The sequence below is a fragment of the Flavobacterium sp. genome (genome assembly GCF_046293665.1).
GTDB lineage: Bacteria > Bacteroidota > Bacteroidia > Flavobacteriales > Flavobacteriaceae > Flavobacterium.
Map to the genome: position 1 here is coordinate 733,091 of NZ_JBKBOL010000001.1, position 25,041 is coordinate 758,131.

Annotated in this window: 25 protein-coding genes; 12 read left to right on the top strand and 13 right to left on the bottom strand. The window is 36.1% G+C overall.

Annotation, left to right across the window (positions count from 1 at the left end):
• Nucleotides 1–14 precede the first annotated feature (14 nt).
• Together ACK4R1_RS03305 and ACK4R1_RS03310 are read right to left on the bottom strand one after the other, a co-directional pair.
• A complete protein-coding gene (locus ACK4R1_RS03305; protein WP_409683588.1) occupies nt 15–338 on the bottom strand; it encodes a hypothetical protein in 324 nt (107 codons plus the stop codon).
• An 11-nt stretch (nt 339–349) separates the two neighbouring features.
• Nucleotides 350–1,111, bottom strand: coding sequence for a DUF3108 domain-containing protein (locus ACK4R1_RS03310; RefSeq protein ID WP_409683589.1), 762 nt, complete (start codon nt 1,109–1,111; stop codon nt 350–352).
• 135 nt (nt 1,112–1,246) lie between these two features.
• On the opposite strand from ACK4R1_RS03310, the gene ACK4R1_RS03315 reads away from it, so the two are divergent.
• Nucleotides 1,247–1,633: a DUF423 domain-containing protein gene (locus tag ACK4R1_RS03315; protein WP_409683592.1), complete on the top strand. Its 387-nt coding sequence runs from the start codon at nt 1,247–1,249 to the stop codon at nt 1,631–1,633.
• 81 nt (nt 1,634–1,714) lie between these two features.
• Nucleotides 1,715–3,340 (top strand): phosphoenolpyruvate carboxykinase (ATP), encoded by a 1,626-nt coding sequence (pckA, locus tag ACK4R1_RS03320; RefSeq protein ID WP_409683595.1) that lies wholly within the window; start codon nt 1,715–1,717, stop codon nt 3,338–3,340.
• 67 nt (nt 3,341–3,407) lie between these two features.
• Here pckA and ACK4R1_RS03325 read toward each other — a convergent pair whose 3' ends face one another.
• Both ACK4R1_RS03325 and ACK4R1_RS03330 read right to left on the bottom strand, forming a co-directional pair.
• Nucleotides 3,408–4,157 (bottom strand): uroporphyrinogen-III synthase, encoded by a 750-nt coding sequence (locus ACK4R1_RS03325; protein WP_409684056.1) that lies wholly within the window; start codon nt 4,155–4,157, stop codon nt 3,408–3,410.
• 19 nt (nt 4,158–4,176) lie between these two features.
• The gene (locus tag ACK4R1_RS03330; RefSeq protein ID WP_409683598.1) at nt 4,177–4,842 is read right to left on the bottom strand and encodes a DUF4271 domain-containing protein; all 666 of its coding nucleotides are present in this window, start codon (nt 4,840–4,842) and stop codon (nt 4,177–4,179) included.
• Nucleotides 4,843–4,949: 107 nt separating this feature from the next.
• Between ACK4R1_RS03330 and ACK4R1_RS03335 the strand changes: the two genes are divergently transcribed.
• From ACK4R1_RS03335 to ACK4R1_RS03345, 3 genes are read left to right on the top strand one after another with little or no spacing between them, the layout of a single operon-like run.
• Complete coding sequence (locus ACK4R1_RS03335) at nt 4,950–5,672, top strand: polyprenol monophosphomannose synthase (protein WP_409683601.1); 723 nt, start codon at nt 4,950–4,952, stop codon at nt 5,670–5,672.
• Between the two features lie 10 nt (nt 5,673–5,682).
• On the top strand, nt 5,683–7,023 hold the full coding sequence (locus tag ACK4R1_RS03340; RefSeq protein ID WP_409683604.1) for a dihydroorotase: 1,341 nt from the start codon (nt 5,683–5,685) through the stop codon (nt 7,021–7,023).
• 10 nt (nt 7,024–7,033) lie between these two features.
• A complete protein-coding gene (locus tag ACK4R1_RS03345; RefSeq protein ID WP_409683607.1) occupies nt 7,034–7,411 on the top strand; it encodes a DUF4296 domain-containing protein in 378 nt (125 codons plus the stop codon).
• Here ACK4R1_RS03345 and ACK4R1_RS03350 read toward each other — a convergent pair whose 3' ends face one another.
• Nucleotides 7,412–8,410: an NAD-dependent epimerase/dehydratase family protein gene (locus ACK4R1_RS03350; RefSeq protein ID WP_409683610.1), complete on the bottom strand. Its 999-nt coding sequence runs from the start codon at nt 8,408–8,410 to the stop codon at nt 7,412–7,414.
• Nucleotides 8,411–8,633: 223 nt separating this feature from the next.
• On the opposite strand from ACK4R1_RS03350, the gene tyrS reads away from it, so the two are divergent.
• Nucleotides 8,634–9,926, top strand: a complete 1,293-nt coding sequence (gene tyrS / locus ACK4R1_RS03355) for a tyrosine--tRNA ligase (protein ID WP_409683612.1) — start codon at nt 8,634–8,636, stop codon at nt 9,924–9,926.
• 31 nt (nt 9,927–9,957) lie between these two features.
• Here the strand turns inward: tyrS and ACK4R1_RS03360 are convergent, their stop codons facing one another.
• From ACK4R1_RS03360 to ACK4R1_RS03385, 6 genes are all read right to left on the bottom strand, one after another.
• Nucleotides 9,958–10,626 (bottom strand): hypothetical protein, encoded by a 669-nt coding sequence (locus ACK4R1_RS03360; RefSeq protein ID WP_409683615.1) that lies wholly within the window; start codon nt 10,624–10,626, stop codon nt 9,958–9,960.
• A 39-nt stretch (nt 10,627–10,665) separates the two neighbouring features.
• Nucleotides 10,666–11,646, bottom strand: a complete 981-nt coding sequence (locus ACK4R1_RS03365) for an acyl transferase (RefSeq protein WP_409683618.1) — start codon at nt 11,644–11,646, stop codon at nt 10,666–10,668.
• 112 nt (nt 11,647–11,758) lie between these two features.
• Nucleotides 11,759–13,471, bottom strand: coding sequence for a T9SS type A sorting domain-containing protein (locus tag ACK4R1_RS03370; RefSeq protein WP_409683621.1), 1,713 nt, complete (start codon nt 13,469–13,471; stop codon nt 11,759–11,761).
• Nucleotides 13,472–13,575: 104 nt separating this feature from the next.
• Entirely contained in the window at nt 13,576–13,887 is a 312-nt protein-coding gene (locus ACK4R1_RS03375) for a T9SS type A sorting domain-containing protein (RefSeq protein WP_409683624.1), read from the bottom strand.
• 104 nt (nt 13,888–13,991) lie between these two features.
• The gene (locus tag ACK4R1_RS03380) at nt 13,992–15,116 is read right to left on the bottom strand and encodes a hypothetical protein (protein WP_409683627.1); all 1,125 of its coding nucleotides are present in this window, start codon (nt 15,114–15,116) and stop codon (nt 13,992–13,994) included.
• 176 nt (nt 15,117–15,292) lie between these two features.
• Nucleotides 15,293–18,079, bottom strand: coding sequence for a TonB-dependent receptor (locus ACK4R1_RS03385; RefSeq protein WP_409683630.1), 2,787 nt, complete (start codon nt 18,077–18,079; stop codon nt 15,293–15,295).
• A 191-nt stretch (nt 18,080–18,270) separates the two neighbouring features.
• On the opposite strand from ACK4R1_RS03385, the gene ACK4R1_RS03390 reads away from it, so the two are divergent.
• Together ACK4R1_RS03390 and ACK4R1_RS03395 are read left to right on the top strand one after the other, a co-directional pair.
• Entirely contained in the window at nt 18,271–18,954 is a 684-nt protein-coding gene (locus ACK4R1_RS03390; protein ID WP_409683633.1) for a response regulator transcription factor, read from the top strand.
• Entirely contained in the window at nt 18,955–20,001 is a 1,047-nt protein-coding gene (locus ACK4R1_RS03395; RefSeq protein ID WP_409683636.1) for a sensor histidine kinase, read from the top strand.
• Here ACK4R1_RS03395 and ACK4R1_RS03400 read toward each other — a convergent pair.
• Together ACK4R1_RS03400 and ACK4R1_RS03405 are read right to left on the bottom strand one after the other, a co-directional pair.
• Complete coding sequence (locus tag ACK4R1_RS03400; protein ID WP_409683638.1) at nt 19,975–21,030, bottom strand: glycosyltransferase; 1,056 nt, start codon at nt 21,028–21,030, stop codon at nt 19,975–19,977. The two genes, ACK4R1_RS03395 and ACK4R1_RS03400, sit on opposite strands and share 27 nt — an antisense overlap.
• Nucleotides 21,031–21,041: 11 nt before the next feature.
• Nucleotides 21,042–21,863 carry a UDP-2,3-diacylglucosamine diphosphatase gene (locus ACK4R1_RS03405; RefSeq protein ID WP_409683640.1) on the bottom strand — a complete coding sequence of 274 codons (822 nt, stop codon included), beginning with the start codon at nt 21,861–21,863 and terminating at the stop codon, nt 21,042–21,044.
• 118 nt (nt 21,864–21,981) lie between these two features.
• Here ACK4R1_RS03405 and trmB point away from each other — a divergent pair, with 118 nt between their 5' ends.
• The 4 genes from trmB (at nt 21,982) to ACK4R1_RS03425 (ending at nt 24,959) form a co-directional block, all read left to right on the top strand.
• Nucleotides 21,982–22,656, top strand: coding sequence for a tRNA (guanosine(46)-N7)-methyltransferase TrmB (gene trmB, locus ACK4R1_RS03410; protein WP_409683643.1), 675 nt, complete (start codon nt 21,982–21,984; stop codon nt 22,654–22,656).
• Nucleotides 22,657–23,283, top strand: coding sequence for a lysine transporter LysE (locus ACK4R1_RS03415; RefSeq protein ID WP_409683646.1), 627 nt, complete (start codon nt 22,657–22,659; stop codon nt 23,281–23,283). It abuts the gene before it with no gap.
• Nucleotide 23,284: 1 nt separating this feature from the next.
• Nucleotides 23,285–23,605 carry an MGMT family protein gene (locus tag ACK4R1_RS03420; RefSeq protein WP_409683648.1) on the top strand — a complete coding sequence of 107 codons (321 nt, stop codon included), beginning with the start codon at nt 23,285–23,287 and terminating at the stop codon, nt 23,603–23,605.
• Between the two features lie 217 nt (nt 23,606–23,822).
• On the top strand, nt 23,823–24,959 hold the full coding sequence (locus ACK4R1_RS03425) for a P-loop NTPase (protein WP_409683651.1): 1,137 nt from the start codon (nt 23,823–23,825) through the stop codon (nt 24,957–24,959).
• The last annotated feature ends 82 nt before the right edge of the window (nt 24,960–25,041 follow it).

Sequence of the window (25,041 nt, forward strand, 5' to 3'; positions counted from 1 at the left end):
GATGAGCTTTTAATTTATTCTAAACCTTCTAATTCTTCGAGTTCTTTTTGGGCTTCTTGTTTGGTTGCTGTTTTTTGTTGTTCGAATTGGGTGTCGGTTGCTACTTCATCTTTTATTAGTAAAGTTTTGCCGAGAACCACTATGGAACAAAATGCAGCAATCGTCAGTATAATTTTTGGAAATTTTTTTTGGCTTTCTTCAGATTTTTTCAAAGTCAGTAAGCCAAAAATTAAGGCTAAACCTATAGGAAGAAAAGCAAGCGTATCCATAGGTAAGATTGTAAAAGCGATTCCAATTACTCCAAAAACACACGCTAAAATTATAAACAGTTTTCTCATGATTACGATAATTAAATTCCCGTAGCGGAAGTTAAAACCAATTGTCCGGTGCCGACAGGAATACTGAATTTCAATAAGGCCGGTACTTTTTTCTCATCGGCGGTTAGCCAAATTAAGTTTTTGTCTTTGCCGCGTAAGGCATCAGTTTTGGCGCCAATAGAGAGTTTGTAACACTCTTTTTTGCCTAAATTCCCGGCGTTAACGGTTTCTTTACCCATATATTTTAAAGTGACCGGAATTTGTTTTTCGTCGAAAACAATCATCAATGATTGGGTTTGTCCTATTTTGAATTTGCTGAAATCCATCGTTCTGACTTTATACAAAAGCGAAATCACATCTTGCGTTGAACCACCAATGATAAAGGTTTTTTGTGTTTCGGGCTTGTTTCTTTTTTTAACTGTGCTGTTTACCGTATTGCCTTTGAAAGCATATTTTTCTTTTTTGGTATAACCGCCTTCGTCTATGCTTCTTTTGTACAAGCTTGGTTTTAAATTCGCCGGATTGACGTAAGATTCGTAAATGTCTCGAATCTTAAAAAATGAATCCCATTTACTGTAGGTTGACAACTCACAGTTTAAATGCAAATAGGAATTTTTAGTCGTAGTAACAGTCTCGGTACTCATGGTTACCTGAGCCAATTGTGTCATTAAACCGCTCATATTATAAGAGCCTGCAAAAACCAGTTTTTCACCTGATTTGATGGTTTGACCATAAATGGCGTGGGCAAAGCTTAAAACAAAAATGGCAGTAACTATATAAAGTAATTTCTTCATGTTAAAAAAATAAGATGCAAATATAAAATTTTAAAAAAGGTAATCCCGAAACTTCGTGACAAAAGAAAAGTGAAATTTCTTTATTTCTAAGAAGATAACGGATAAATTTGCCAATTAGTATTCAAATCAAAACCAATGGAAAGAAAAATCACAAGTGTTGCTGTTGTAATGGGAATGACAGCAATTATTTTAGGGGCGTTTGGTGCTCATGCTTTAAAAAAACAGTTGACGGTTGATGAGCTAGTTACTTTTGAAACCGGTGTCAAATATCAGCTGTATCATGCGCTATTTTTGTTGTTTGTTGGGTTGACAACTTTGGTGACTGAAAAAGGCAAAAAAACCATCTTTCAATTGGTTCTTTTTGGCGTAATTTTCTTCTCGGGTTCGATTTATTTATTGGCTACCAAAACCATCAGTGGAATTGATTTTAAACCATTGGGAATCATAACACCTATCGGCGGAACCTTGTTAATATTGGGCTGGGCAGTTTTATTGTGGCACATACTAAAAGATAAAAGATAATATTTTAATAAAAAAAATAGTTTCTATAATTTAATTTTTACCTTTGTCGTCTGATTCATAATACAACACAAACTAAATTTTATGGAGAACTACGCTCAAATTACGAAATCGATTTCGTTAGAACAATACGGAATCAAAAACGTTCAAGAAATTATCCACAATCCTTCCTTTGAAAAATTATACAATGACGAGTTAAATCCAAACTTAGAAGGTTACGAAAAAGGGCAACTTACAGAACTTGGAGCCGTAAATGTTATGACCGGTGTTTTTACCGGAAGGTCTCCAAAAGACAAATACATAGTTAAAGACAATATCACCGAAAATACGATTTGGTGGACTTCAGACAAAGCGGTAAACGACAATAAACCGATCAATCAAAACACTTGGGAAGCTTTAAAAGACACTACAGTTGACCAACTTTCAGGGAAAAAATTATATGTGGTAGATGCTTTTTGCGGTGCCAATGAAAATACGAGATTAAAAGTACGCTTCATCATGGAAGTGGCTTGGCAAGCGCATTTTGTAACCAATATGTTTATCCGTCCGACGGAAGAAGAATTGGCCAATTTCGGCGAGCCTGATTTTATCGTGATGAATGGTTCTAAAACGTCATTCAAAGATTACGCAGCCCACGGATTGAATTCAGAAGTTTACGTGGCTTTCAATTTAACCGAAAAAATGCAACTTATAGGCGGTACTTGGTATGGTGGCGAAATGAAAAAAGGCATGTTCGCGATGATGAATTACTATTTGCCATTACAAGGAATTGCGTCTATGCACTGTTCGGCCAACAAAGGAAAAGATGGCGATGTTGCCGTTTTCTTCGGATTATCGGGAACCGGAAAAACAACTTTATCTACAGATCCAAAACGCGAATTAATCGGTGACGATGAACACGGTTGGGACAATGAAGGTGTTTTCAATTTTGAAGGCGGTTGTTATGCTAAAACGATTGATTTAAGCAAAGAAAACGAACCGGATATTTATGGTGCGATTAAACGTGATGCCTTATTAGAGAATGTTACGGTAGATGCTGATGGAACTATCGATTTTAAAGATGGTTCGGTTACACAAAATACACGTGTCTCTTATCCTATTCATCATATTCACAATATTGTAAAACCCGTTTCTAAAGCAGGTCATGCGACTAAAGTAATCTTCTTAACAGCAGATGCTTTCGGTGTTATGCCGCCGGTTTCTAAATTAACTCCGGAACAAACACAATACTATTTCCTTTCAGGTTTTACGGCTAAATTAGCGGGAACAGAAAGAGGCGTGACGCAACCGGAACCAACATTTTCAGCCTGTTTTGGTAAAGCTTTTTTGACTTTGCATCCAACAAAATACGGAGCAGAATTGGTTAAGAAAATGGAAGAAAACAATGCTACTGCTTACATGGTAAATACCGGCTGGAACGGAACAGGAAAACGAATTTCCATCAAAGATACTCGTGCGATTATTGATGCTATTTTAGATGGTTCAATTGAAAAAGCGGAAACTAAAACAATTCCGGTTTTCAATTTGGAAGTGCCAACTTCTTTACACGATGTCAATCCTGCGATTTTAGATCCTAGAGATACGTATACTGATGTTTCAGATTGGAATGCTAAGGCAACCGATTTGGCCTCAAGATTCATTAAAAATTTCGCTCAATATACCGATAATGAGCAAGGGCAAAGCTTAGTAAAAGCCGGGCCGCAGGTATAACAAACAACCTAACCAAAGAAAAAGCCATTCGAAAGAATGGCTTTTTTGATTTTATCGGGTATGCTTTTTATTTTCCTTTATTGGCGTCAGCAATATATTTTTCTAAAGCCATAGTCATCGACGGAGTTTCCGGTGTTGGTGCTAAGATATCAATTCGCAGTCCGTGTTCTAAAGCTTCTTTTTGGGTAGTACTTCCAAAAACGGCAATACGGGTATTGTTTTGTTGGAAGTCAGGAAAGTTTTTGAATAGAGATTTGATTCCGGTTGGACTGAAGAAAGCCAAAACGTCATAATAAACATCGGCCAAATCAGACAAATCACTCATTACTGTTTTGTAGAAAGTGGCTTGTGTCCAATCAACCTTTAAATTGTTTAGGGTTTGTGGCACGTCAAAATTCAATTGGTCTGAAGCAGGCAACAAGAACTTTTCTTCTTTGTACTTTTTGATTAATGGCGATAAATCAACAAAGTCTTTTTGACCCACATATATTTTACGCTTTCTGTACACCACATATTTCTGTAGGTAAAAAGCAATCGCTTCCGATTGGCAAAAATATTTTAAATCTTCCGGAACTTTATAACGCATTTCTTCGGCCACTCTAAAGAAGTGATCTACTGAATTTCTACTGGTTAAAATTATTGCAGAATAGTTATTGAGGTCAATTTTTTGAGCCCTAACGTCTTTAGCACTAACTCCTTCAACATGAATAAACGAGCGGAAATCAACTTTTACCTTGTGCTTTTGTTGTAGTTCAAAATAAGGAGAATTCTCTACCTTTGGTTCTGGTTGTGACACCAAAATTGTTTTCACTTTCAAATTTGACATTCTTAATGTGCTAATTTTTTGTAATCAAATAATATATAAAATAGTACGGTGCTATTTCGAGTGCGCAAAGATACAAAATAAAATAAAACAACTTGCTGATGATTAAGTTTTGATAAATCTTCAATGAAACCAAATAAGAATACAAGTTTATTATTAAAATCACACCAATAACGCAAAAAATCAAAACATTTGATGAAGTATTGTTATAGAACAGGTAAATGTTTACCGGTAATAAGAGCAATCCTATAAAAGTTCGATAGCTTACTTTTTGTAAATTGAGTTGTTCTGTGAATTCTTCTATATTGAATGTAGTAGCGATTATCTTTTCAACTAAGAATTTTGAAAGCACAAAAACACCAAAGAAAGTAAATATCCTAATAAAAAGAATCCAATCGGTTTTAGAAACATAGCCAAAATGACTAAGAGCAATTTGAATAAAAAACGAAAAGGAAATAATTTGAACGATGAATAAAAGTATGGTAAATCCGCTCATTAAATGAGAAGTGTCTTTGTAAACCTTAATGTATTTATCCGAAACTAAAATCCTTAGGAAATCATTGAATCTGGTTTCAAATGCAGTTCGGGTAATGGCAATCAAAGCAAACGAAAATATAAAAAGATAGGTTGCCCAATCTTTCGCTTCTAAAACTCTCGGCACTAAAACATTTTCTATCATAATCCCGACAAAATTACTAATTTTTTATTTGTTAAATTATTATATAATTATTAAGATTCTGCGCTAATAAAAAGTTTATTTTTGCAACGAAGTATGACTACATCTTTATGAGCGACGGCATTGTAATTATTCCAACCTATAACGAAATTGAAAACATCGAAAGTATTATTCGAGCCGTTTTTGCTTTACCTAAACCATTTCACGTTCTAATCGTTGATGATAATTCTCCCGACAAAACAGCAGATAAGGTAATGGAGTTGCAAAAGGAGTTTAGCGACCAATTATTTTTAGCTTTAAGGAAGAAAAAATCAGGATTGGGAACAGCTTATGTTCACGGTTTCAAATGGGCTTTGAAAAATGACTATAAGTACATTTTCGAAATGGACGCTGATTTTTCACACAATCCGAATGATTTAGAAAAATTGTACGATGCTTGTCATAACGGTGCTGATTTAGCTATTGGGTCGCGTTATGTTACCGGAGTAAATGTGGTGAATTGGCCGTTGAGCAGAGTGTTGTTGTCTTATTTTGCTTCAGTTTATGTCCGAATGATAACCGGAATGAAAATTATGGATGCGACCGCCGGATTTATTTGTTACCGAAGAGAAGTGTTAGAAAAAATAAATTTGGATGCCATCAAGTTTATTGGTTATGCGTTCCAAATAGAAATGAAATACCGAGCTTTTGCCAAAAATTTCAACATACAAGAAGTCCCGGTTATCTTTACCGATAGAACCAAAGGGCAATCTAAAATGAGTGGCGCCATTATCAAAGAGGCCATCTTCGGCGTAATTTCGCTGAGATTTAGGAAGTTTTTAAACCGATTATAAAGTACCAAAAATGAATACCGTTTTAATTAAGAATGCCAAAATAGTAAATGAAGGAAAGGTTTTTGAAGGCGATGTTTTGATTGAAAACGAATTTATTGTCGAAATAGCCGATAGCATCAGTCCAAAATCTGCCAGTTGTAAAATCATCGATGCCGAAGGAAGTTATCTAATTCCCGGTGCCATTGATGACCAAGTGCATTTTCGCGAACCCGGATTAACACACAAAGGCGATATCGCTTCAGAAAGTAGAGCTGCGGTTGCCGGCGGAATCACATCCTTCATTGAACAACCCAATACGGTTCCGAATGCGGTTACCCAAGAACTTTTGGAAGATAAATACCAAATTGCCGCTAAAACTTCCTATGCGAATTATTCGTTTATGATGGGCGGAACCAATGATAATTTGGAAGAGGTTTTAAAAACCAATCCGAAAAATGTGGCCGGAATCAAATTATTTCTGGGTTCGTCAACCGGAAACATGTTGGTCGATAATCAAGAAACATTAGAGAAAATATTTTCGTCTACCAAAATGCTGATTGCAGTGCATTGTGAAGATGAAGCGACAATTAAAGCCAATTTAGAACGATACAAATTGCAATTCGGAGAAGATATTCCGGTCGAATTTCACCATTTAATCCGAAGCGAAGAAGCTTGTTATTTGTCGTCTTCTAAAGCGATTGAATTGGCCAAGAAAACCGGTGCGAGATTGCACGTTTTTCATTTGTCAACGGCTAAAGAAATGGATTTGTTTACCAACAAAATTCCGTTAGAAGAAAAACAAATCACAGCTGAAGTTTGTATTCACCATTTGTGGTTTTCGGATGCGGATTATAAAACCAAAGGCAATTTAATCAAATGGAATCCGGCGGTAAAAACGGCTGATGACCGAGAGGCATTGTGGAAAGCGTTGTTGGATGACAGAATTGACGTCATTGCCACTGATCATGCGCCACATACTTTAGAAGAGAAAAAGCAGTCTTATTTGAAAGCACCATCCGGCGGACCATTAGTGCAACACGCTGTAGTAGCCATGTTTGAAGCGGCTCATCAAGGCAAAATTTCGATTGAGAAAATTGTAGAGAAAATGTGTCACAATCCGGCAAAGATTTTCAAAATTGAAAAACGAGGTTTTATTAAAGAAGGCTATTATGCTGACTTAGTGATTGTCAATACCGGTTTACCATGGAACGTGAAAAAAGAAAATATTTTGGCCAAATGTGGTTGGTCGCCTTTTGAAGGCTATAATTTTAAATCGAGAATTACCCATACTTTTGTCAATGGAGAATTGGTTTATAAGAACTTTAAAGTGATTGAAAAACCGGTTGGAAAACGATTATTGTTTGACAGATAAAAAGATAAAAATGAAAAAAAGCATTTTAGTTGGTTTATTGTTGCTGTTATTCAGTTGTAATGATGCTGTTGAGAAGCCTAAAAACTTGATTGCGAAGGACAAGATGATTGACATTTTGTATGACATCTCATTGTTAGAAGCTATCAAGTCTCAAAATATTAATGGCGGAATCAGCAACAAAAATGCGAATGCGTATTTGTATAAAAAATATAAAATCGACAGTATTCAGTTTGCTCAAAGCAACAAATATTATGCTGCTGATGTTGAAGAATACAAAAAAATGTTTGAAGAAGTCAAAAGCAGATTAGAAGAGCAGACCAAAAAAGCCGGTGGTAATCCAATTGAAGGAAATACGCCGATAAATCCTGATGTACCTCAAGTGCAATAATCATCTTTTATCTAAATCAACCGCTTCTTGAATAACTGATTTAATGCTTTGGAACTCAAAATTCAAAGCATTTTTTATTTTCTCATTCGAAATGAATTCGGAAGTGAGTAAGGAATTGGCGCCATATTTTGTTAGGCTTCTTTTAGTTTTGAAGAAAGTGGCTGAAAACCAATCCAATCGCCAGGCCAAGGCGAGCATCCAAGGTTTGGCTTCTGTTTTTGGTTTTTTGACGTTTAATTTTTCAGCAATATTGAAAATTACTTCTTTGAAAGTCAGGTTTTCCGCTATGACAGAAAAGCGTTCACCGACAATGTCACTTTTCATCAATTGAACCATAATTTTAACCACATCGGTAACGCCGACATAGCCGGTTGAACCATTGGCGTAAAATGGAAAGCCTTTTTTAATAGCTGAAAAGAAAATACCACTGCCTTGATGCCAAAAGCCGGCACCAAAAATTACTCCCGGATTGACAATTACAACATTTAAACCTTCTTGTTGACCGCGCCAAATTTCCATTTCGGCACCATATTTTGAGATGGCATAATCGCTGTGCAAGGCCTCCGGATTCCATTCGGTTGTTTCTGTGATTTCTTTTTCGTGCGGTTTTAAGTCGCCCAAAGCGGCAATTGAACTCACATGACAAAGTTTTTTGATGTCGTAAGCCAAACAGAAATTCACAATATTGGCTGTGCCTTCGATGTTTACTTTTCGCAGTTGGTCTTCATCCTTTGGGTCATAGGAAATTAAGCCGGCGCAATGGTAAACGTACGCTATGTTTTGAAAGGCGATTTCCAAAGACGGAATGTCGATGATATCTGCTTCAATCCATTCTATTTTGGCGAATAGGGAATCTTTTTGGTAAAGTTGGAAAAGCGATTCTGTTTTTTTGAGGCCTTTTTGACTGCGATAAATGGCGCGTATGCCTACTTCATTTTCTGCCAAATGTAGTAGCAAATGGGCTCCGACTAAACCTGTTCCGCCTGTGACTAATATCATTTGGTAAAATTACGAATTATGAATTACGAATTATGAAATATTTTGACTAAGAATAGCATAACCTGAATAATAGCCCCGATTGGAGCTAGCTACCGTGTAGCGCGGAAAGCGGGAGCAAGAGTTCTAAAAAAAAGAAAAAGTAGTGCTCCTTAAAATTTTCAAATTTTCAAATTTTCAAATTGGGTAATTAACTTATCTTTGCGCTCATTAGAATAATTGTAAGATGAAGAATTTAGTAGCAGAATTGCAATGGCGTGGCTTGGTTCACGATATGATGCCCGGAACTGAAGAGCAACTTTTAAAGGAAATGACCACGACTTATATTGGGTTTGACCCAACGAGTGATTCGTTGCATATTGGGAGTTTGGTGCCGATTATTTTGTTGGTTCACTTGGAGAAATTTGGGCACAAACCGATTGCTTTAGTTGGCGGCGCGACTGGTATGATTGGTGATCCTTCAGGGAAATCGGATGAGCGAAACTTGTTGGATGAAGTTACTTTGGAAAAAAATGTGGCGGGAATCAAAGCGGTTTTGTCTCGTTTTTTAGACTTTAATTCGACAGCGGCTAATGCACCGATTTTGGTGAACAACTACGATTGGATGAAGGACTTTTCGTTTATCAATTTTGCGCGTGATGTGGGTAAAAGAATTACCGTGAACTATATGATGGCGAAAGATTCGGTGAAGAAACGTTTGAGCGCTGAAGGCGAAGGCATGAGTTTCACGGAGTTTACTTACCAATTGATTCAAGGATACGATTTTCATCATTTGTATAAAACCCATAATTGTTTGTTGCAAATGGGTGGAAGCGACCAATGGGGAAATATCACTACGGGAACAGAACTGGTTCGCAGAATGAACGGCGAAGGTGCGAAAGCTTTTGCGATGACTTGTCCGTTAATTACTAAGGCTGATGGTTCTAAGTTCGGAAAGTCTGAAGGTGGAAACGTTTGGCTGACTGCTGATAAGACTTCGGTTTACAAGTTTTACCAGTTTTGGTTGAATACTACTGATGTTGATGCCGAGAAATACATTAAGATTTTTACTTTTTTAGAGAAAGAAACGATTGATACTTTGATTGCTGAGCATCAAACAGCGCCTCATTTGCGTTTGTTACAGAAACGTTTGGCAGAAGAAGTAACGACGTTTGTACACGGAAAAGAAGCGTTTGAAAAAGCGGTTTTTGCTTCGGGCGCATTTTTTAGTCCGACTATGGATGATTTGAAGCAACTAGACACCAAGACTTTCTTGGAGGTTTTTGAAGGCGTTCCGCAAGCGGAAGTTGTGAAGGCTGATTTAGAAAATGGTTTGGATATGATTGCGGCGCTTTCGGCTAAGACAGGATTTTTGGCTTCGAATAGTGATGCGCGAAGAGAGTTGCAACAGAACTCGATTTCGCTGAACAAAGAAAAAGTAGCAGCGGATTACTTAGTAACTGAAAAGGATTTGATTAACAATCAGTTTTTGATGTTGCAAAAGGGAAAGAAGAATTACTACTTGATTAAAGTTATATAAATTGAAAAGGAACCCACTCGGTTCCTTTTTTTTATTCGCTTAAATCGATTTCGACTTTGTTGGATGTAAACCAGCCTTTGGTGAGTGATTTATCTTTTAGCAGCTCTTTTTTTTCTTCTTCTGAAAAATTGAAGAGCAGTTCTTCCGCCATTAAGTTGATGTGGAGTTCGAGATAATGTTTTTCTTTTTCCTCCAAATAATACTCAATATCTCCATTGCGGTGGTAACGATTTTTGTCCCAAACGATTATGGCTTCAAGGTTTTTGACTTCTTTAGGAGACATTTTTTGGATGTTGTTCAGGAAGTCTTCTTTTTTCTCTGATTGTCTTTGTTCGGGAGTCTTGTTTTTTATAAGAGCTGTAATGGAATCGGTGTATCGGTACATTTCTGCTTCATCTTTAAAATAAAGCATTTGTTTTTCTCCGGTAAAGATACTGCTGACATCAATAGCCGTTTCGTTTTCATAGAGTTTATAGTAAGGTATTGGCCTCAAAGAACCGGAGCCTATTGGGATAATATTTTTTAGGTTTAGAACAAAAGAAATGTTTTTGTTACTTGTATTGGTGATTTGGTAGTAGATGTTGAATTTCCTTCTGCCTTCCTCGGTGATAGATGTTGCAACAGAATCGATTTTTATTGCAATTGGTTTTGATTGGGCAAAAACGGTAATAGAGAAAAGTAAAAGGATTAGGTATTTCAAGGCTAATTTTTTTATATAAACGCAAGAAAATGGATTTTATTATAAAACCATTAAGTTACAACCGCGAATATCAGAATTGTCAAAACGACCTAATACTTCAAAGGAATTGTTGGTGTATTTTTTACCCAGATCTTGCGTAGCGATAAACGAGCAGGAATTGATATTGGCTAAGTCAATGACGTTTACACCGCCGGTTTTCCCGTAATCTACATACGTCAAAGCATCTTCAGTGTCGCGAATCAGAATTTGCATCCAAGCCGGACATTCGAAAATACCGTTGCCTAGAGAATACGCTTGAGACAATAATTCGGTCATTCCATATTCTGAATGAATGCTTGGAACACCGAAACCTTTACACAGTATTTCATGCAATTCTTCTCGGATGATTTCTTTGCGTTTGCCTTTCATGCCGCCGGTTTCCATGATGATGGTGTTTTTGAGTTGGAAATTTTGTTGCTCAATTAAATCCAATAAAGCATAAGTTACGCCAATCAGGATTACATTTTGCCCTGAATTATCGAGTTCTATCAATTTTGAAATTAACTCTTCATAATTGTGTAGATAAAACCCGCTGTGCTCATTGTTAGACAATTCGATTAAATCTTTCACCATATAAATTAATGACGAACCGCTGCGTTCCAAATAGGATGGAAGTAAGGCTAAAACGGCGTAGTCTTCGATATTGCCATAGAATTCGGAGAAAGCTAGGCGGTAACTTTGTTCGTAAAGTGAAATATCAGTGACCAAATGTTGGCTTGTAATCATTCCGGTGGTTCCGCTGCTGGTGAAGGTTTCTTGAATTTCATTAGTATTAGAGATGACATTATGACTTTTAAAAAACTGAATCGGGAGAAACGGAATTTGGGGTAATGATTTTACTTTTTGGACATCAGTATTTAGAAAATCACAGAATTCACGATAGACCAAGTTGTTTTCGTATTGGTAACGAAAAACCTTTAGCGCTATTTTTTCAAATTGCTTTTGGGAAGAAATCGTGAATAGGTCTTGTGGATCAATCAAGGGATAAATTTTTTACTTCGTACAGTTTGACCTAAAGGTCTCGAGTGGCAAAAGTAAGGAAAATAAAAAAGCCCTAACTTACGAAAGGGCTTTTTGATATCGCGATTAGCAATTAGTTGATTACTAATTTTCTGGTAGCCGTTTTACCTTCTTCAGTAATTTTAACTACATAAACGCCACCTCTAAGGTTGCTTACGTTGATTGCATTATTAGAAGTAATTGTATTTAAAACTTGTTTGCCTAAGATGTCATAAACAGTAACTGTTTTTTCAGCGTTAGCAGCAGTTTCGATAAATAAAGTTCCGTTAGAAACCGGGTTAGGGTATACTTTTAAACCTGAAATTTCATTTTGTCTTGTTCCTAAAGTAAAGTTAGGCGTTGTATCAATTCTCAACTCATCGGCGATGATAGTTGGTGTATTTGTCGCAGTATCTTGTCTGAACATGAATCCACCTAAATTAGCAAAAGCTGAGGCAGGAGTAACGCTTACTGTTGGTGCAGCACTACCACCGATAGTCGGGTTAACAAATAAAGACAAAGTATTTCCTGTGAAATCATAGCTTAATACAACGTATTGAACGTCTCCGGCATTGTATAAAGTCGGATCCCAGTCGCTTGGAGCTGCAGTAGAACCTAAACCGTATTGGTATTGTGTTCCATTTTTTCTAATCCATACTCTAGCATTAGTAGAACCTCCGTTTGCATCTGTAAACAAAGCAAAGTAAGTGTTGGCTAAGTCTGTAGTAACATTTGATAAATCACTGGCTGTTACTATAAATGAAGCATAAATATATCCGGTGTTAGTACTTGTAAATAAACTTCTTGATTCGGCTCCGGTTCCAACGAAGGTGATAGAATTTCCTGAAGCAGTAATTCCAGGATAAGCTAAACTTCCTGCCGCAATAGTAATGTTATCTCCTGTATTAACGATAGACCATTTTTGTTCAGCATTTAAAGATCCGCCAACAGTATAAGGGAAAGACTCTAAGTATGGTAATGTGTTTACCGGTTTACATTCTGGCGAAGCAACGTTTGATTCGTAAGAACAAGATCCGCTTGTGATAGTAACTGTAAGTGCTGTGTTTTCTGTAACTCCAGAAATAACAATGTTTCCGGCAGCCACACTACCAGGATTGTCTCCGCCAACAGTACCTGAAGAAGGCGTTATGGTATAACTTCCTGAACCACCACCGGTGTAAGAGATAGTTGCTGTATAAGTATCTAAGTTTAAAGTAGAAGCATCACAAGCCGTTGTTGGGATTCCCAAAGCTAAAGTACAAGAAGCATTAACATTGCTCAAACTCACATCATCAATTCTGATTTGTGCAGCTAAATTTGGCTGTGTAAATCTTATGCTTAAAGTAGTAGATGATGGAATTACACCTCCGCCAATAGTTACTAAGTTCCAACTTGTGTTGGTATTAGTAGTATAGGTCAAAGGAGTCCAGTTAGTAGCATCAGTACTAACTTCAACAATTAAACCGGCATTGGCAACACTGTTCGCTAAATAACCAAATTTCAATTGCAAGTTAGCCGAACTGTAAGCTGATGAGTTTATACCATCTATTTGAAAAAACTCAGCTGTAGTAGTGTTTGATAAAAAAACATTTACACTTCCTGAAGCACCAACATAACCTGTTGACGGAGTTGTTGTTCTCATGTCGCCTGTTCCTGTGTAGACAATTGGTGACGTAGCTTGAAATCCAGTATAAGCAGTAATTAACGGGTTTCCGCTGGCTGTGGTTCCCATGTTTTCAGTGTAAAACGTCTGTCCGAAAGAAACAGAAGTCATTACCAAAAGTAATAAAGAGTAGATTTTTTTCATTTTTTTAAATTTAATTAGCTTACAAATATAATGACAATATTTGTTAGCCAAAAATAAGATTGTAAAAAAATGATTAAATAAAAGTTAAAAAGACCAAAGATTAACTATCTGACAATTAGTTTTCTAGTGGTAGTGGTTTCTCCTTCGGTAATTTTGATAATATAAACTCCGGGAGGAATAGAGGTAATGTTTAATTCTTTAGAAGAAATGGTAGTCTGTAACACTTTTTTTCCTAAGACATCAAAGATAAGTATCTCTTTGTCAAGTGATGTTTTTGAAGTGATGTAGATTTTTCCGTTACTAACAGGATTTGGGTAGAAGCCAAGCGTTTCGCCTTGTTGCTTTACGTCTTGTGCCATTGACACCAGCGAAAACAATAAGAAGAAGGAAGCGGTTAAAAAGTAGTTTCTTTTCATGACTCTAATTTGGTTATTACAAAGATATAAAAATTATTTCAAATATTGTACCAAAAAAAACTCCTTCGTTTTAGGAAGGAGTTTTTATCAATAATCTTTTATTTTTATAAGTTTCTCAACCAACTTCCGCTTGTGAAAGGCGCTTGGTTTGCACCAACAGCACCAGCATTAACAGTTACCATAGAATCAATATTGGTGGTGTCACCAGAAATACCGTTTCTAGTTAAAGCTGTAAGGTAAGTAATACTTGCATTGTTTATTTTTAATGAACCATCTTGGAATTGCCCTAATTGGTTTCTTAAATCTACGCCATATCCAACATTTGTTACTTTTACGTTAGAGATAATACCAGCCGTTCCTTCTTTAAAGTTGAAAGCAGCTTTAGTGACATTCCCTGAGCCAACAATAGTTACATTAGATACCGTTGGGTTTGCTCTTGGAGAACTGTTAAATTCAACCGGTAAATTTGAACATTCAAAACCAAAATCTCCATTAGCTGGTTGGATAATCCAAATGTTGCTTAGTGTTCCTCTGTAACCTCTGTCCCAGTCGATATTGTCATCCTCACAACCGAAAGCCGCTAAATTTGTTCCATTAACTGATCCACCGAAAAATTCAAAAGCATCATCAGCTCCTTTGTAAGCTTGTAGGTTTTCTAAAACTGTTCCTGAACCAACACCAAAGAATGAAAAAGCATTGTATTCTGCAGTTCCACCTGTAATAGCAGCACCAGCATATTCAACTCTAACATATTTCAATGAACCAGAGCTGTCTGCATCATCAGTTCCACCATAAATTAAGCCACCAGCTTCAGCGATTTCAGTCCCGCCGGCAACGTTAATTCTTGCTTTTCCGTTCAAAATAATTCCTCCCCAAGCTCCAATTTGGTTTGATTGAGCAGTAAATACAATTGGAGAAGTTGAAGTTCCATTAGCAATTAATTTTGCTCCTTGTTCAACTTGCAAATAATTTGTTCCGGTAGCTTGATCAGCAGTAGAAACAGTAAAAGTTGTTCCTGCTTCAATGGTTAAAGTTGCTCCAGATTTTACTACAACAACGCCTTTTAAGTTATAATTTCCTGCAGGAACGTTTAAGTCAGTTGTAATGTTGCCTTGAAGAACAGAACCTTCTAAATTAGGAATTGTTGGCCCATCAGAATCATCAGAGGAACATCCGATAGTAAAACATAATACTACTAAAGCAGCGATTTTTAAGAAATTTGTTTTCATTATTTAATTGTTATATTGTTTTGACAAAAGTAATTTTAGCATTTCCAAAAGAGGTTAATCAAAAGTTATATAACAGTTACGTGTTAATGAAGTATTTGTAAACTAAATGTTATCAATAAAAAAGAGAGAACATGTTGTCTCTCTCTTTCTTAACTAACTAACAAAAATTTAAATATTTAGAAGGTATACGAAAACTCTAAACCAAGTGTTATACCTTGATTAAGTCTTCTGTGAATGTTGCTAAACTGACTCGGATTTGCAATGGGCTGTGTTGGATCTTGAGTAACCGAAATATTAGAATTTAATAAATTTTTTGCTGTAAAGTTTAATTGGTATTTTTTAGCAAAAGTATTTCTCCAAGTAAAGTCTAACATGTCTATGGTTTGTTCTTTAAAATCATCGGCAGAGGAATTCCCAACGGCATAAATTCTTTCACTAAATGTGTTGTAGATGAAAGAAACTTTTGATTCTACTTTATCGTTTTTAATTAAATCATATACTATATCTGTATTCAAAATGAAGTCAGAAGCACCTTGTAATGATCTGCTTTTTGATGTGATAAACTCGAATCCGGTATCGGGAGCTTTTTCATTTGATTTCATAAAGATGGCGTTAACCCCAATTGAAAATCTTTCCGCAAGTGGACTGTCTTCAAAGATTAAATCCATTCCGAAGTTGCTTTCTAATTCAATCCCATAAAGACTAGCTTCCTTGAAGTTAGCAAAATAAGTCAATGGTCCTGTAGAAGTTGAAATGAACAATCGGGTTATAGGATCTTGAATGTACTTTCCAAAAAGCGCAACAGCAAACAATGACGATTGATTTGGGAAATATTCATATTTCAAATCAGCATTGTAATTAATGGTATTTTTTATATCAATGTTACCCTGTGTAAAACTACCGTCACCATCTTGGTATCGAAATGGAAGAATTTCTCTAAATCTTGGTTTCGTAGAAGTTTTAGAAGCTGTAAAACGTAAATTAGTTTTTTCGTTTAACTCATATTTAGCATTAACTACCGGATTGAAATCAAAAGGATCATATTCTGATTTTCTAAATTTGCTGTTAACAGGATCAGTTTCTAAACGGTATTTAGTTTCTCTGAACATGTATTCAACTCTGAGGCCTAAATCAACTGATAATTTTTCCCAATTTCTGGAATAATTTACATAACCGGCATTGATGTATTGCAATGCTTTTACTTTGTATGTTGGGTCTGGTGTACTGGCGTAAAATAAATTGCCATTGTCAAAATTAGCATCAAAAAACGCTTGAGGGTTTTCCGTATCCATGTTGGTATCGGTCAGATTACCACCACCATTTACTCTGATTGTTCTGTTAAAAAAGTCATAAGCTGTGTAATCTCCATTGTATCCAAACTTGATGATGTTTTTAGCTCGGTTATCTACTTCACCACCAAATTGAATTTCGTATTCTACTTTACCATTGATGTTGATATTGTCTAATAGTGAATAAAATCGGAAAGGATTCGCACCGTTAAATGTTACAAAATCGGCATCTTCACCAACCCCTTCAGCAATTAAAATTCTTCTGTCAGGAGTATCGTTTTTTCCAAGTGTAGCCGCAATACCATATTCAAGAGTGTGTTTTTTATCTTTAAAATATAACGTTCCCAATTGTTGAACACCAAATGAAGTGTTTTCTACATACTTGGTGTCTCTCAAAAAGAAAGGCCTGTCTATGGTTATGAAATCGGTATTTTCACCTTGAATTTCTCCAATCTCACTTTCAGAATTTTGTAAGTATATCAAATTGAACATGAAGTTATACTTTTGTGCTTTTTTCAATTGAATACTTCCCAAGAATGATTTTTGGGTGTTGTATTTCCAACTGCCCACTTCAAAATCTTTAAAAGCATCACCGCTTGAGTTTAGAAAACGTCTTTCACCGGTTTGAGATAAATAATTGTTGCTGAAATTCACGTTGAAGATGTAACCAATCTTTCTGTCATTTTCTAAATCAAAAGAGTCAGAATTGGTAATACTTGTTCCAATGCTTAATGGTGCCTTTGTTTTGTTAGGACTCCAAGAAGAATTGAATAAATCTTTTGATTCAGATGAACTGGCTTCATATCCAATTGGATTTGATTCATCAAAAACATTCGGAATACTGCGATTATTACCTGAGTATCCAAAGAAATCAGCACCGCCTTCTTCTCCTGATTTAAAATCCTTAAAACTAGTTATGGTGTTTAAACCCGTTGTAATACTTATTTTGGTAAAAGGTTTAGAACTGATGTCTTTAGTCCAAATATTCAACGAAGCTCCAGCGAAATCTTGGTATAAGCTTGAGTTAAAAGTCTTGAAAACATCAATATTTCTTACGATGTCTGTTGGGATAAAACTCAGAGGTATCGTTTTTAAGTTTGGATCAGATGGGATAAAATTCAACCCGTTAATTTGAAGATAATTGTAGCGATCATCCAAACCACGTATAAAAATTCCTCTATCTGCTACTTTAGAAACACCGGAGATTTTCGCCACACCTTGTTCAACCGTTGACACTCCTTTTCTTTGCATTTCCTGAGCACCAATACTTTGCTTGATTTCGACTGCGTTTTTTTGTTCCAATAACAAAGCAGATTCTTTTTCACGACTTACAGTTTTTTGAATCACAACATCTTGTAATTGATAACTGCCGGAGCCTAATGCTTTATTAATAGTAAGTGTTTCTCCTGCTTTTACTTCAATTTTTTCCTCAATAGTTTCATAACCTACAAAGGTAAATTGAATGGTATAAGTTCCGGCTTCAACGGCTATTGTATATTTTCCGTTTTCATCTGTAGTAACTCCAATGGCTGTTCCTTTTATAATTACATTAGCAAAAGGCAAAGGTTCGTTGTTTAAATCTTTATCTGTTAATGTACCTGTGATCGTTCCTTTTGTTTGGGCTAATCCGATAACATTGATCAATAAAAAAGTAACAATTAATTTAAGTTTCATGTTGTCTTGTTTAATTTTGGTGCAAAGAAACTACCGTAGTGTAAAGAGCGTGTTACTTCATTATTACCATTGTGTTGACTATGTATTACGAAATTGTTAACAGATTAAATTACGGTTAACTCAAATTATATTGTATATAATCATTTTGTATTATCTTTACATTTACATCGACAAAAAACAATCGTGTCCACATGAAAAAAAAAGACATCAAGATTTTATTAGTAGATGATGAACAGGATATCCTGGAAATTGTAGGCTACAATCTTTCCCAAGAAGGATATCAAATCGTAACCGCTACCAATGGAAAAGAAGCGATTACCAAAGCTAAAAAAGAATTACCACAACTCATCATTATGGATGTGATGATGCCCGAAATGGACGGTATGGAAGCTTGTGAAAACATTCGAAAACTACCTGAATTAAGCAATGTTATAATTACTTTTTTAACCGCTCGAAGCGAAGATTATTCTCAAGTGGCCGGTTTTGATGCCGGTGCCGATGATTATATCACCAAACCTATCAAACCTAAACTATTGGTCAGCAAAGTAAAAGCTTTGTTGCGCCGATTGAAAAATGAAGAACAAAATACCGAAACCCTTAACGTTGGTGGTATAGAAATCAATCGAGAAGAATATAAAATCATCAAGGAAGGTAAAGAAATTGTTCTTCCAAGAAAAGAATTTGAATTGTTCTACCTTTTGGCATCCAAACCCGGAAAAGTTTTCAAACGCGAAGAAATTTTAGATAAAGTTTGGGGCAATGAAGTCATTGTTGGCGGAAGAACCATAGATGTTCACATTAGAAAACTACGCGAAAAAATAGGCGAAGAATTATTCAAAACCATCAAAGGTGTTGGTTACAAATTAGAAGTGTAAATGAAAGTCAATTTCAAGAAAACCTACCGTTTTGCAGTAGTTTCATCTTCCTATATTACGGTTTTTGCTACTGGTTTTCTTGGATTATTGTTGTGGTTTTTTTTTCACAAATTTGACTGGTTAATTTCTTTGGTTTTTGGTTTTTGTATTTTTACTTTTTCATTCTTCGTAATCCAATACCGCGTAGAACACTTTATTTACCGAAGAGTAAAAAAAATCTACGATGATGTTTCTCTTTTAGAATCGACCTCTTTCAGAAATCAACCCATTACAACCGACATGGCGACTTTAACCAAGCAAGTGAAAAAGTTTGCCACCGACAAAAAAATGGAAATCGAGACACTTAAAGTCCGTGAAGAATACCGTCGCGAGTTTTTGGGAAACGTTTCTCATGAGTTAAAAACCCCACTATTTACGGTTCAGGGTTATTTGGCTACATTGTTGGATGGCGCCATGAATGATAAAAATATCCGCAAAAAATATCTGGAAAGAGCCGAAAAAGGGGTAGAAAGACTAATCTACATCGTTGAAGACTTAGACATGATATCCAAACTAGAAACCGGCGATTTGAACCTCGAATTGTCTAAGTTCAACATCGTAGAATTAATTCAAAATGTCTTTGATTTACTCGAAATGAAAGCCGACAAAAAGAACATCATTCTCATGTTCGATCGAAAATACAATAAACCTATCAAAGTCTTTGCCGATAAAGAAAAAATACAGCAAGTATTGACCAATTTGGTCATGAACTCCATCAAATACGGTAAAGAAAACGGAACGACAGAGGTAACGATAGAAGATTTAGTCAATGATAAAATCATAGTCCGTTTCAGAGACAATGGCGAAGGAATTGAAAGTCAATACATTCCGCGTTTGTTTGAGCGCTTTTTTAGAGTCGATAAAAGCGGCGCCAGAAGTGAAGGCGGATCCGGTTTAGGTTTGTCAATTGTAAAACATATTATTGAAGCTCATGGCGAAAAAATATATGTAGAAAGCGAATTCGGAAAAGGTTCTGAATTCTCATTCACCCTTGAAAAGTATAAATAATTGCTTCCAATTAACCGGTTCATTCAGTTGCGGTAAACCTTTGTATAACGGAATTTCCAATAAATTTTCTATCCTAAATTCGTTTTGTCTGGCATAAGGTGCAATCCCGTTTCTTTTGAATCTTTTGGCCAAATATTCTTGCTCAAATTGTCCCGGAGTTGGAATAAAAAAGGCTTTCTTTTCGAGTTTGGCTAAATCCATTACAGTTGTGTAACCCGAACGACATAAGACTATTTCACTTTCGTTAAAAGCAGTTTCAATCTCAGAAGAAGTCATGAAGTTATAATAGGTGATGTTTTTGATGGTGTCGATTTTTTGTTCCTCTTCAACTTTTCCTTTGATAAAAATGATTTGTCCTTTATAGTTTTGAAGTTCGAAAGTTAGTTTTTCCTCCAACATAGTTCGCTGAGGTTCCGGACCGGATAGAATCACCATTAATTCGTATTTAGACTCCAATTCCTTTTTCTCCAAACGACTCAACGGGCCAAGATATTTCAATGACAAGTCACTGTCTTTTAAATGCCCTAATTTTCCGGTTAGATTCGGTTGTTCTTCCATATCCGGAATCCAACATTCGGTAAATTTACCCATGAAATATTGATGCAATTTGCTCGAAATCCAAGTGGTTTTTCCGGACAAAACATTCAATTGATGTGTCATGAAAATACTCGGTACCTTTTTGCTGTAAACCCCTAATCGGTTGTCAGAAATAATGCCTTTTAAGTCATATTGTTTAACCAAAGCTTTGACCACTTTCTTCTCTTCAAAAATTGCCTGTATCATTTTCGGACTGTTTTTAATCAGTTTCCATTTGAAATCCGCACCGTCTTTAGCGTATTCAATTTCGTAAGAAGGCAAAGCCAATGACTCTAAATGTGGAAATTCTTTTTGCAAAATTTTCAAGGCGATACCATCTGAAGCGATAATTGGTGTAAAGCCATGTTGTTCCAATTCGCGTATGATTGGAATGCAACGAGTGGCGTGACCTAAACCCCAATTTAAAGGCGCAATGAGTATGTTTCTTGGCATTATACTTTTAATTATTTATTCAAAATGCTGATAAACTGTTCCGCCAATTTATCTTCATATTCAAAATGATGTTCTTCTTCTAAGAAAGCATCATTCGGATTGTGTTTATACAATTTCCACTTTTTATTATTGTATTCCAAAGCGGTCAAATTTTCAATCCAATCGCCCGAATTCAGATAGGTTGTTTTGCCTTTTTCAGTTTCTACTAAAGTGATTTTCGGTTCGTGAATGTGACCGCAAATTACATAATCATAATGGTTTTCTATGGCCAATTCGGTACAAACATTCTCAAAATTAGTGATAAACTTCACCGCGGATTTGACATTGTCCTTTATTTTTTTGGATAACGAATAAGGTTCTTTATTGAATTTCGCCAAAATCCAATTCAAAAAACGATTGATTACAATCAGCATATCATAACCCCAACCGCCCAATTTAGCCAACCATTTAGCATGATTTATCGAAGCATCAAAAACATCACCATGGAAAAACCAAGCTTTTTTGCCATCTAAATCCAAAACCAGTTTATTGAGTAAACTCAAATTGCCAAGATGCAAATCGGTAAATTTTCTAAGGAATTCATCATGGTTTCCGGTTAGGTAATAAATTTTGGTGCCTTTGGAACTTAGCGAAATAATTTTCTTGATCACCTTCAAATGCGAAGCCGGAAAGTAAGATTTTCTGAATTGCCAAATGTCGATGATGTCGCCATTTAGAATCAGAATTTTGGGTTTGACGGATGATAGATAATCCAATAATTCCTTAGCATGACAGCCATAAGTTCCGAGATGAACATCGGAAATAACAACAACTTCTACTTTTCTTTTTTTCAAAATAAATCAGTTTTTCAAAGAAAGGATTTTTGGTAAACAATTAGGTTACTTAAACATTATCAAAACTTTATTTGTACTGACTTTAATTTCCTTAATTTTACCGAAAAATTTAAAGTTTGTGGGCAGTAAGAATAAATTAAAACGATTTAAGGAAAACGAAACTTTTCAAAATGTTTTCCAACCAACCAGAGAAGAAGTAGTAGGAGGTGAATTTCCGTTGAAAGGCAAATGGAACAGTGATTTCTTCAAAAACGATAATCCAATCATTATCGAGTTAGGTTGCGGAAAAGGAGAATATTCCGTTGGTCTAGCCGAAAAATATCCGGACAAAAACTTTGTTGGAATCGATATCAAAGGAGCAAGATTTTGGCGTGGAGCCAAAACTGCCGTAGAGAACGGCATGCACAATGTGGCTTTTGTTCGAACCCAAATCGAATTAATCGAAGACATTTTTGCGACCCATGAAGTTTCTGAAATTTGGATCACGTTTCCCGATCCGCAAATCAAATACAAACGCACCAAGCACCGTATGACCAATAGCGAGTTTTTAAAATTATACAAAAGAATCTTAAAACCCGATGGCGTGGTCAACTTGAAAACCGACAGCGAATTTATGCACGGCTACACTTTGGGATTATTACACGGCGAAGGTCACGAAGTTTTATATGCCAACCATAATGTTTATAAAAACGAAGGTGCACCTGAGGAAGTGACCGGAATCCAGACGTTTTACGAAAAACAATATTTGGAAATCAATAAAGCAATTACGTATATTCGTTTCAAAATCAAATAGATGACTTATATTTTGCCTCTTGTTTTGGGTTTTTGCATTTCGTTTTTGGCGGTTATACTTCCGGGTTTAATCAATATGACAGTGGCAAAAATCAGTTTGCAAGAGAGTAAAAATGAAGCGATTAGCTTTGCAGCCGGAGCTTCTACCATAGTTTTTTTTCAAACTTTTATTGCCGTAATGTTTGCTAGGTTTATAAGTGTTCACCAAGAAATTGTTGCGACTTTACAAGAAATCGGTATCTTTATCTTCTCAGGTTTGAGTATTTATTTTTTCTGGATTGCCAAAAAACCCAAAAAAATCAAAACCCATAAAACCATCAAAGGAAAATCCAATCGCTTCTTTTTTGGGATGTTGTTGTCAATGCTGAATTTACTTCCCATTCCTTTCTACGTATTTGCCAGTATGGGTTTAGCCGCCGCGGGTTATTTCAGTTTCGATAAAATCCCAGTTTCTTCTTTTGTAATTGGTGTAGTTCTGGGTTCGTTTAGCGTTTTTTATCTTTACATCGTTGCCTTCAAAAAAATTGAAAAAAAGACCGAATTTCTAATGCAAAATATCAATATCGTTATCGGTTCGGTAACGACTTTTATGGCCGTGGTTACGTTGATTAAATTGTTGTATCACTAATATGGAAGATAATTTTTTCGAAAGAGTTTACAACATTGCACGCCAAATTCCCGAAGGAAAAGTCACATCTTATGGCGCTATTGCCCGAGCATTAGGTACGGCGCGTTCCGCCAGAATGGTAGGTTGGGCCATGAATGCTTGCCACGGCAGAGATGATGTTCCGGCGCACAGAGTTGTCAATAGAATAGGCGTACTTTCAGGGAAACACCATTTTGAAGGCACCAATTTAATGCAACAATTACTCGAAAATGAAGGCATTGAAGTGATTGATAACCAGATTGTGGATTTTGAAAAGCATTTTTGGCAACCTGAGATCAGTTAGCAATAGGCAGTGGCAGTAGGCAGTTTTTGTAATTATTTCCTAATTTTTGAAAAATTTACAAATAATTGTAAATCTTCCTGTATTCAGTATCTTAATCCAACTATTTCTCCATAAACATTTTCAATCCCTTAACGATTGTTTCCAAACATTTCGTATTATCTTTGCAATCTAAATTCAGTTTAAATAAACACAACTGAAAAGCTTAATTACAATTCGAATGAAACTAGATAGAAAAGAAATCTTAGCAGCTTTAGAAACTATTACTATCGCCGGCGAAGGGAAAAATATGGTAGAAAGCGGTGCGGTAAAAAACGTACTGACTTTTGGTAACGAAGTCGTAGTCGATTTAGTAATTACTACGCCGGCCATGCACATTAAGAAACGCGCCGAAGATGACATCAAAAAATTAATCCACGAAAAATTTTCTCCGGATGCTGAGGTTAAAGTTAATATCAAAGTAGAAACTCCAACACAAAATCCGAACGAAATCAAAGGCAAAGCCATTCCGGGTATCAGTAATATTATTGCCGTTGCTTCCGGAAAAGGCGGCGTTGGAAAATCTACCGTAACCGCAAATTTAGCGGTGACTTTAGCCAAAATGGGTTTCAAAGTCGGAGTTCTTGACGCCGATATTTACGGACCATCAATGCCGATTATGTTCGACGTAGAAAACGAAAAACCAATTTCCATCGAAGTAGACGGCAAATCTAAAATGAAACCTATCGAAAGCTACGAAATCAAATTGCTTTCTATCGGATTCTTTACGTCACCAAGTCAGGCCGTAATTTGGCGTGGGCCAATGGCTTCTAAAGCGTTGAACCAAATGATATTCGATGCAGCTTGGGGCGAATTAGACTTTATGTTAATCGATTTGCCACCGGGAACCGGCGATATTCATTTGTCTATCATGCAATCGTTACCGATTACTGGCGCTGTTGTCGTAAGTACGCCACAAGCCGTAGCTTTGGCCGATGCCAAAAAAGGAGTTTCGATGTTTTTGTCTGACAGCATCAACGTTCCGGTATTGGGAATCATCGAAAACATGGCTTATTTTACCCCGGAAGAATTGCCAAACAACAAATATTACATCTTCGGAAAAGAAGGTGCTAAAAACCTAGCGGAAGATTTGCAAGTACCATTTTTAGGCGAAGTACCATTGGTGCAAAGCATACGCGAAGCTGGCGATTACGGTCGTCCGGCTGCGTTGCAAACCGCTTCGGTAATCGAAAAAGTTTTTGAAGAAATCACCAGAAATGTGGTTCAGGAAACCGTAAACAGAAATGAAAGTTTACCACCAACCGAAGCTATCAAAATAACAACCATGGCCGGATGTTCGGCAGTAAATAAAAAATAAAATTGATTTGAAGATTTGAAGATTTGAAGATGCCAAAATCATTTTCAAATTTCCAAATTCTCAAATTTTCAAATTAAATATT

Coding starts and splice junctions, on each gene's coding strand:
- ACK4R1_RS03305 (WP_409683588.1), bottom strand. CDS start 338: ATGAGAAAACTGTTTATAATTTTAGCGTGTGTTTTTGGAGTAATTGGA.
- ACK4R1_RS03310 (WP_409683589.1), bottom strand. CDS start 1,111: ATGAAGAAATTACTTTATATAGTTACTGCCATTTTTGTTTTAAGCTTT.
- ACK4R1_RS03315 (WP_409683592.1), top strand. CDS start 1,247: ATGGAAAGAAAAATCACAAGTGTTGCTGTTGTAATGGGAATGACAGCA.
- pckA (WP_409683595.1), top strand. CDS start 1,715: ATGGAGAACTACGCTCAAATTACGAAATCGATTTCGTTAGAACAATAC.
- ACK4R1_RS03330 (WP_409683598.1), bottom strand. CDS start 4,842: ATGATAGAAAATGTTTTAGTGCCGAGAGTTTTAGAAGCGAAAGATTGG.
- ACK4R1_RS03335 (WP_409683601.1), top strand. CDS start 4,950: ATGAGCGACGGCATTGTAATTATTCCAACCTATAACGAAATTGAAAAC.
- ACK4R1_RS03340 (WP_409683604.1), top strand. CDS start 5,683: ATGAATACCGTTTTAATTAAGAATGCCAAAATAGTAAATGAAGGAAAG.
- ACK4R1_RS03345 (WP_409683607.1), top strand. CDS start 7,034: ATGAAAAAAAGCATTTTAGTTGGTTTATTGTTGCTGTTATTCAGTTGT.
- ACK4R1_RS03350 (WP_409683610.1), bottom strand. CDS start 8,410: ATGATATTAGTCACAGGCGGAACAGGTTTAGTCGGAGCCCATTTGCTA.
- tyrS (WP_409683612.1), top strand. CDS start 8,634: ATGAAGAATTTAGTAGCAGAATTGCAATGGCGTGGCTTGGTTCACGAT.
- ACK4R1_RS03370 (WP_409683621.1), bottom strand. CDS start 13,471: ATGAAAAAAATCTACTCTTTATTACTTTTGGTAATGACTTCTGTTTCT.
- ACK4R1_RS03375 (WP_409683624.1), bottom strand. CDS start 13,887: ATGAAAAGAAACTACTTTTTAACCGCTTCCTTCTTCTTATTGTTTTCG.
- ACK4R1_RS03380 (WP_409683627.1), bottom strand. CDS start 15,116: ATGAAAACAAATTTCTTAAAAATCGCTGCTTTAGTAGTATTATGTTTT.
- ACK4R1_RS03385 (WP_409683630.1), bottom strand. CDS start 18,079: ATGAAACTTAAATTAATTGTTACTTTTTTATTGATCAATGTTATCGGA.
- ACK4R1_RS03390 (WP_409683633.1), top strand. CDS start 18,271: ATGAAAAAAAAAGACATCAAGATTTTATTAGTAGATGATGAACAGGAT.
- ACK4R1_RS03395 (WP_409683636.1), top strand. CDS start 18,955: ATGAAAGTCAATTTCAAGAAAACCTACCGTTTTGCAGTAGTTTCATCT.
- ACK4R1_RS03400 (WP_409683638.1), bottom strand. CDS start 21,030: ATGCCAAGAAACATACTCATTGCGCCTTTAAATTGGGGTTTAGGTCAC.
- ACK4R1_RS03415 (WP_409683646.1), top strand. CDS start 22,657: ATGACTTATATTTTGCCTCTTGTTTTGGGTTTTTGCATTTCGTTTTTG.
- ACK4R1_RS03420 (WP_409683648.1), top strand. CDS start 23,285: ATGGAAGATAATTTTTTCGAAAGAGTTTACAACATTGCACGCCAAATT.
- ACK4R1_RS03425 (WP_409683651.1), top strand. CDS start 23,823: ATGAAACTAGATAGAAAAGAAATCTTAGCAGCTTTAGAAACTATTACT.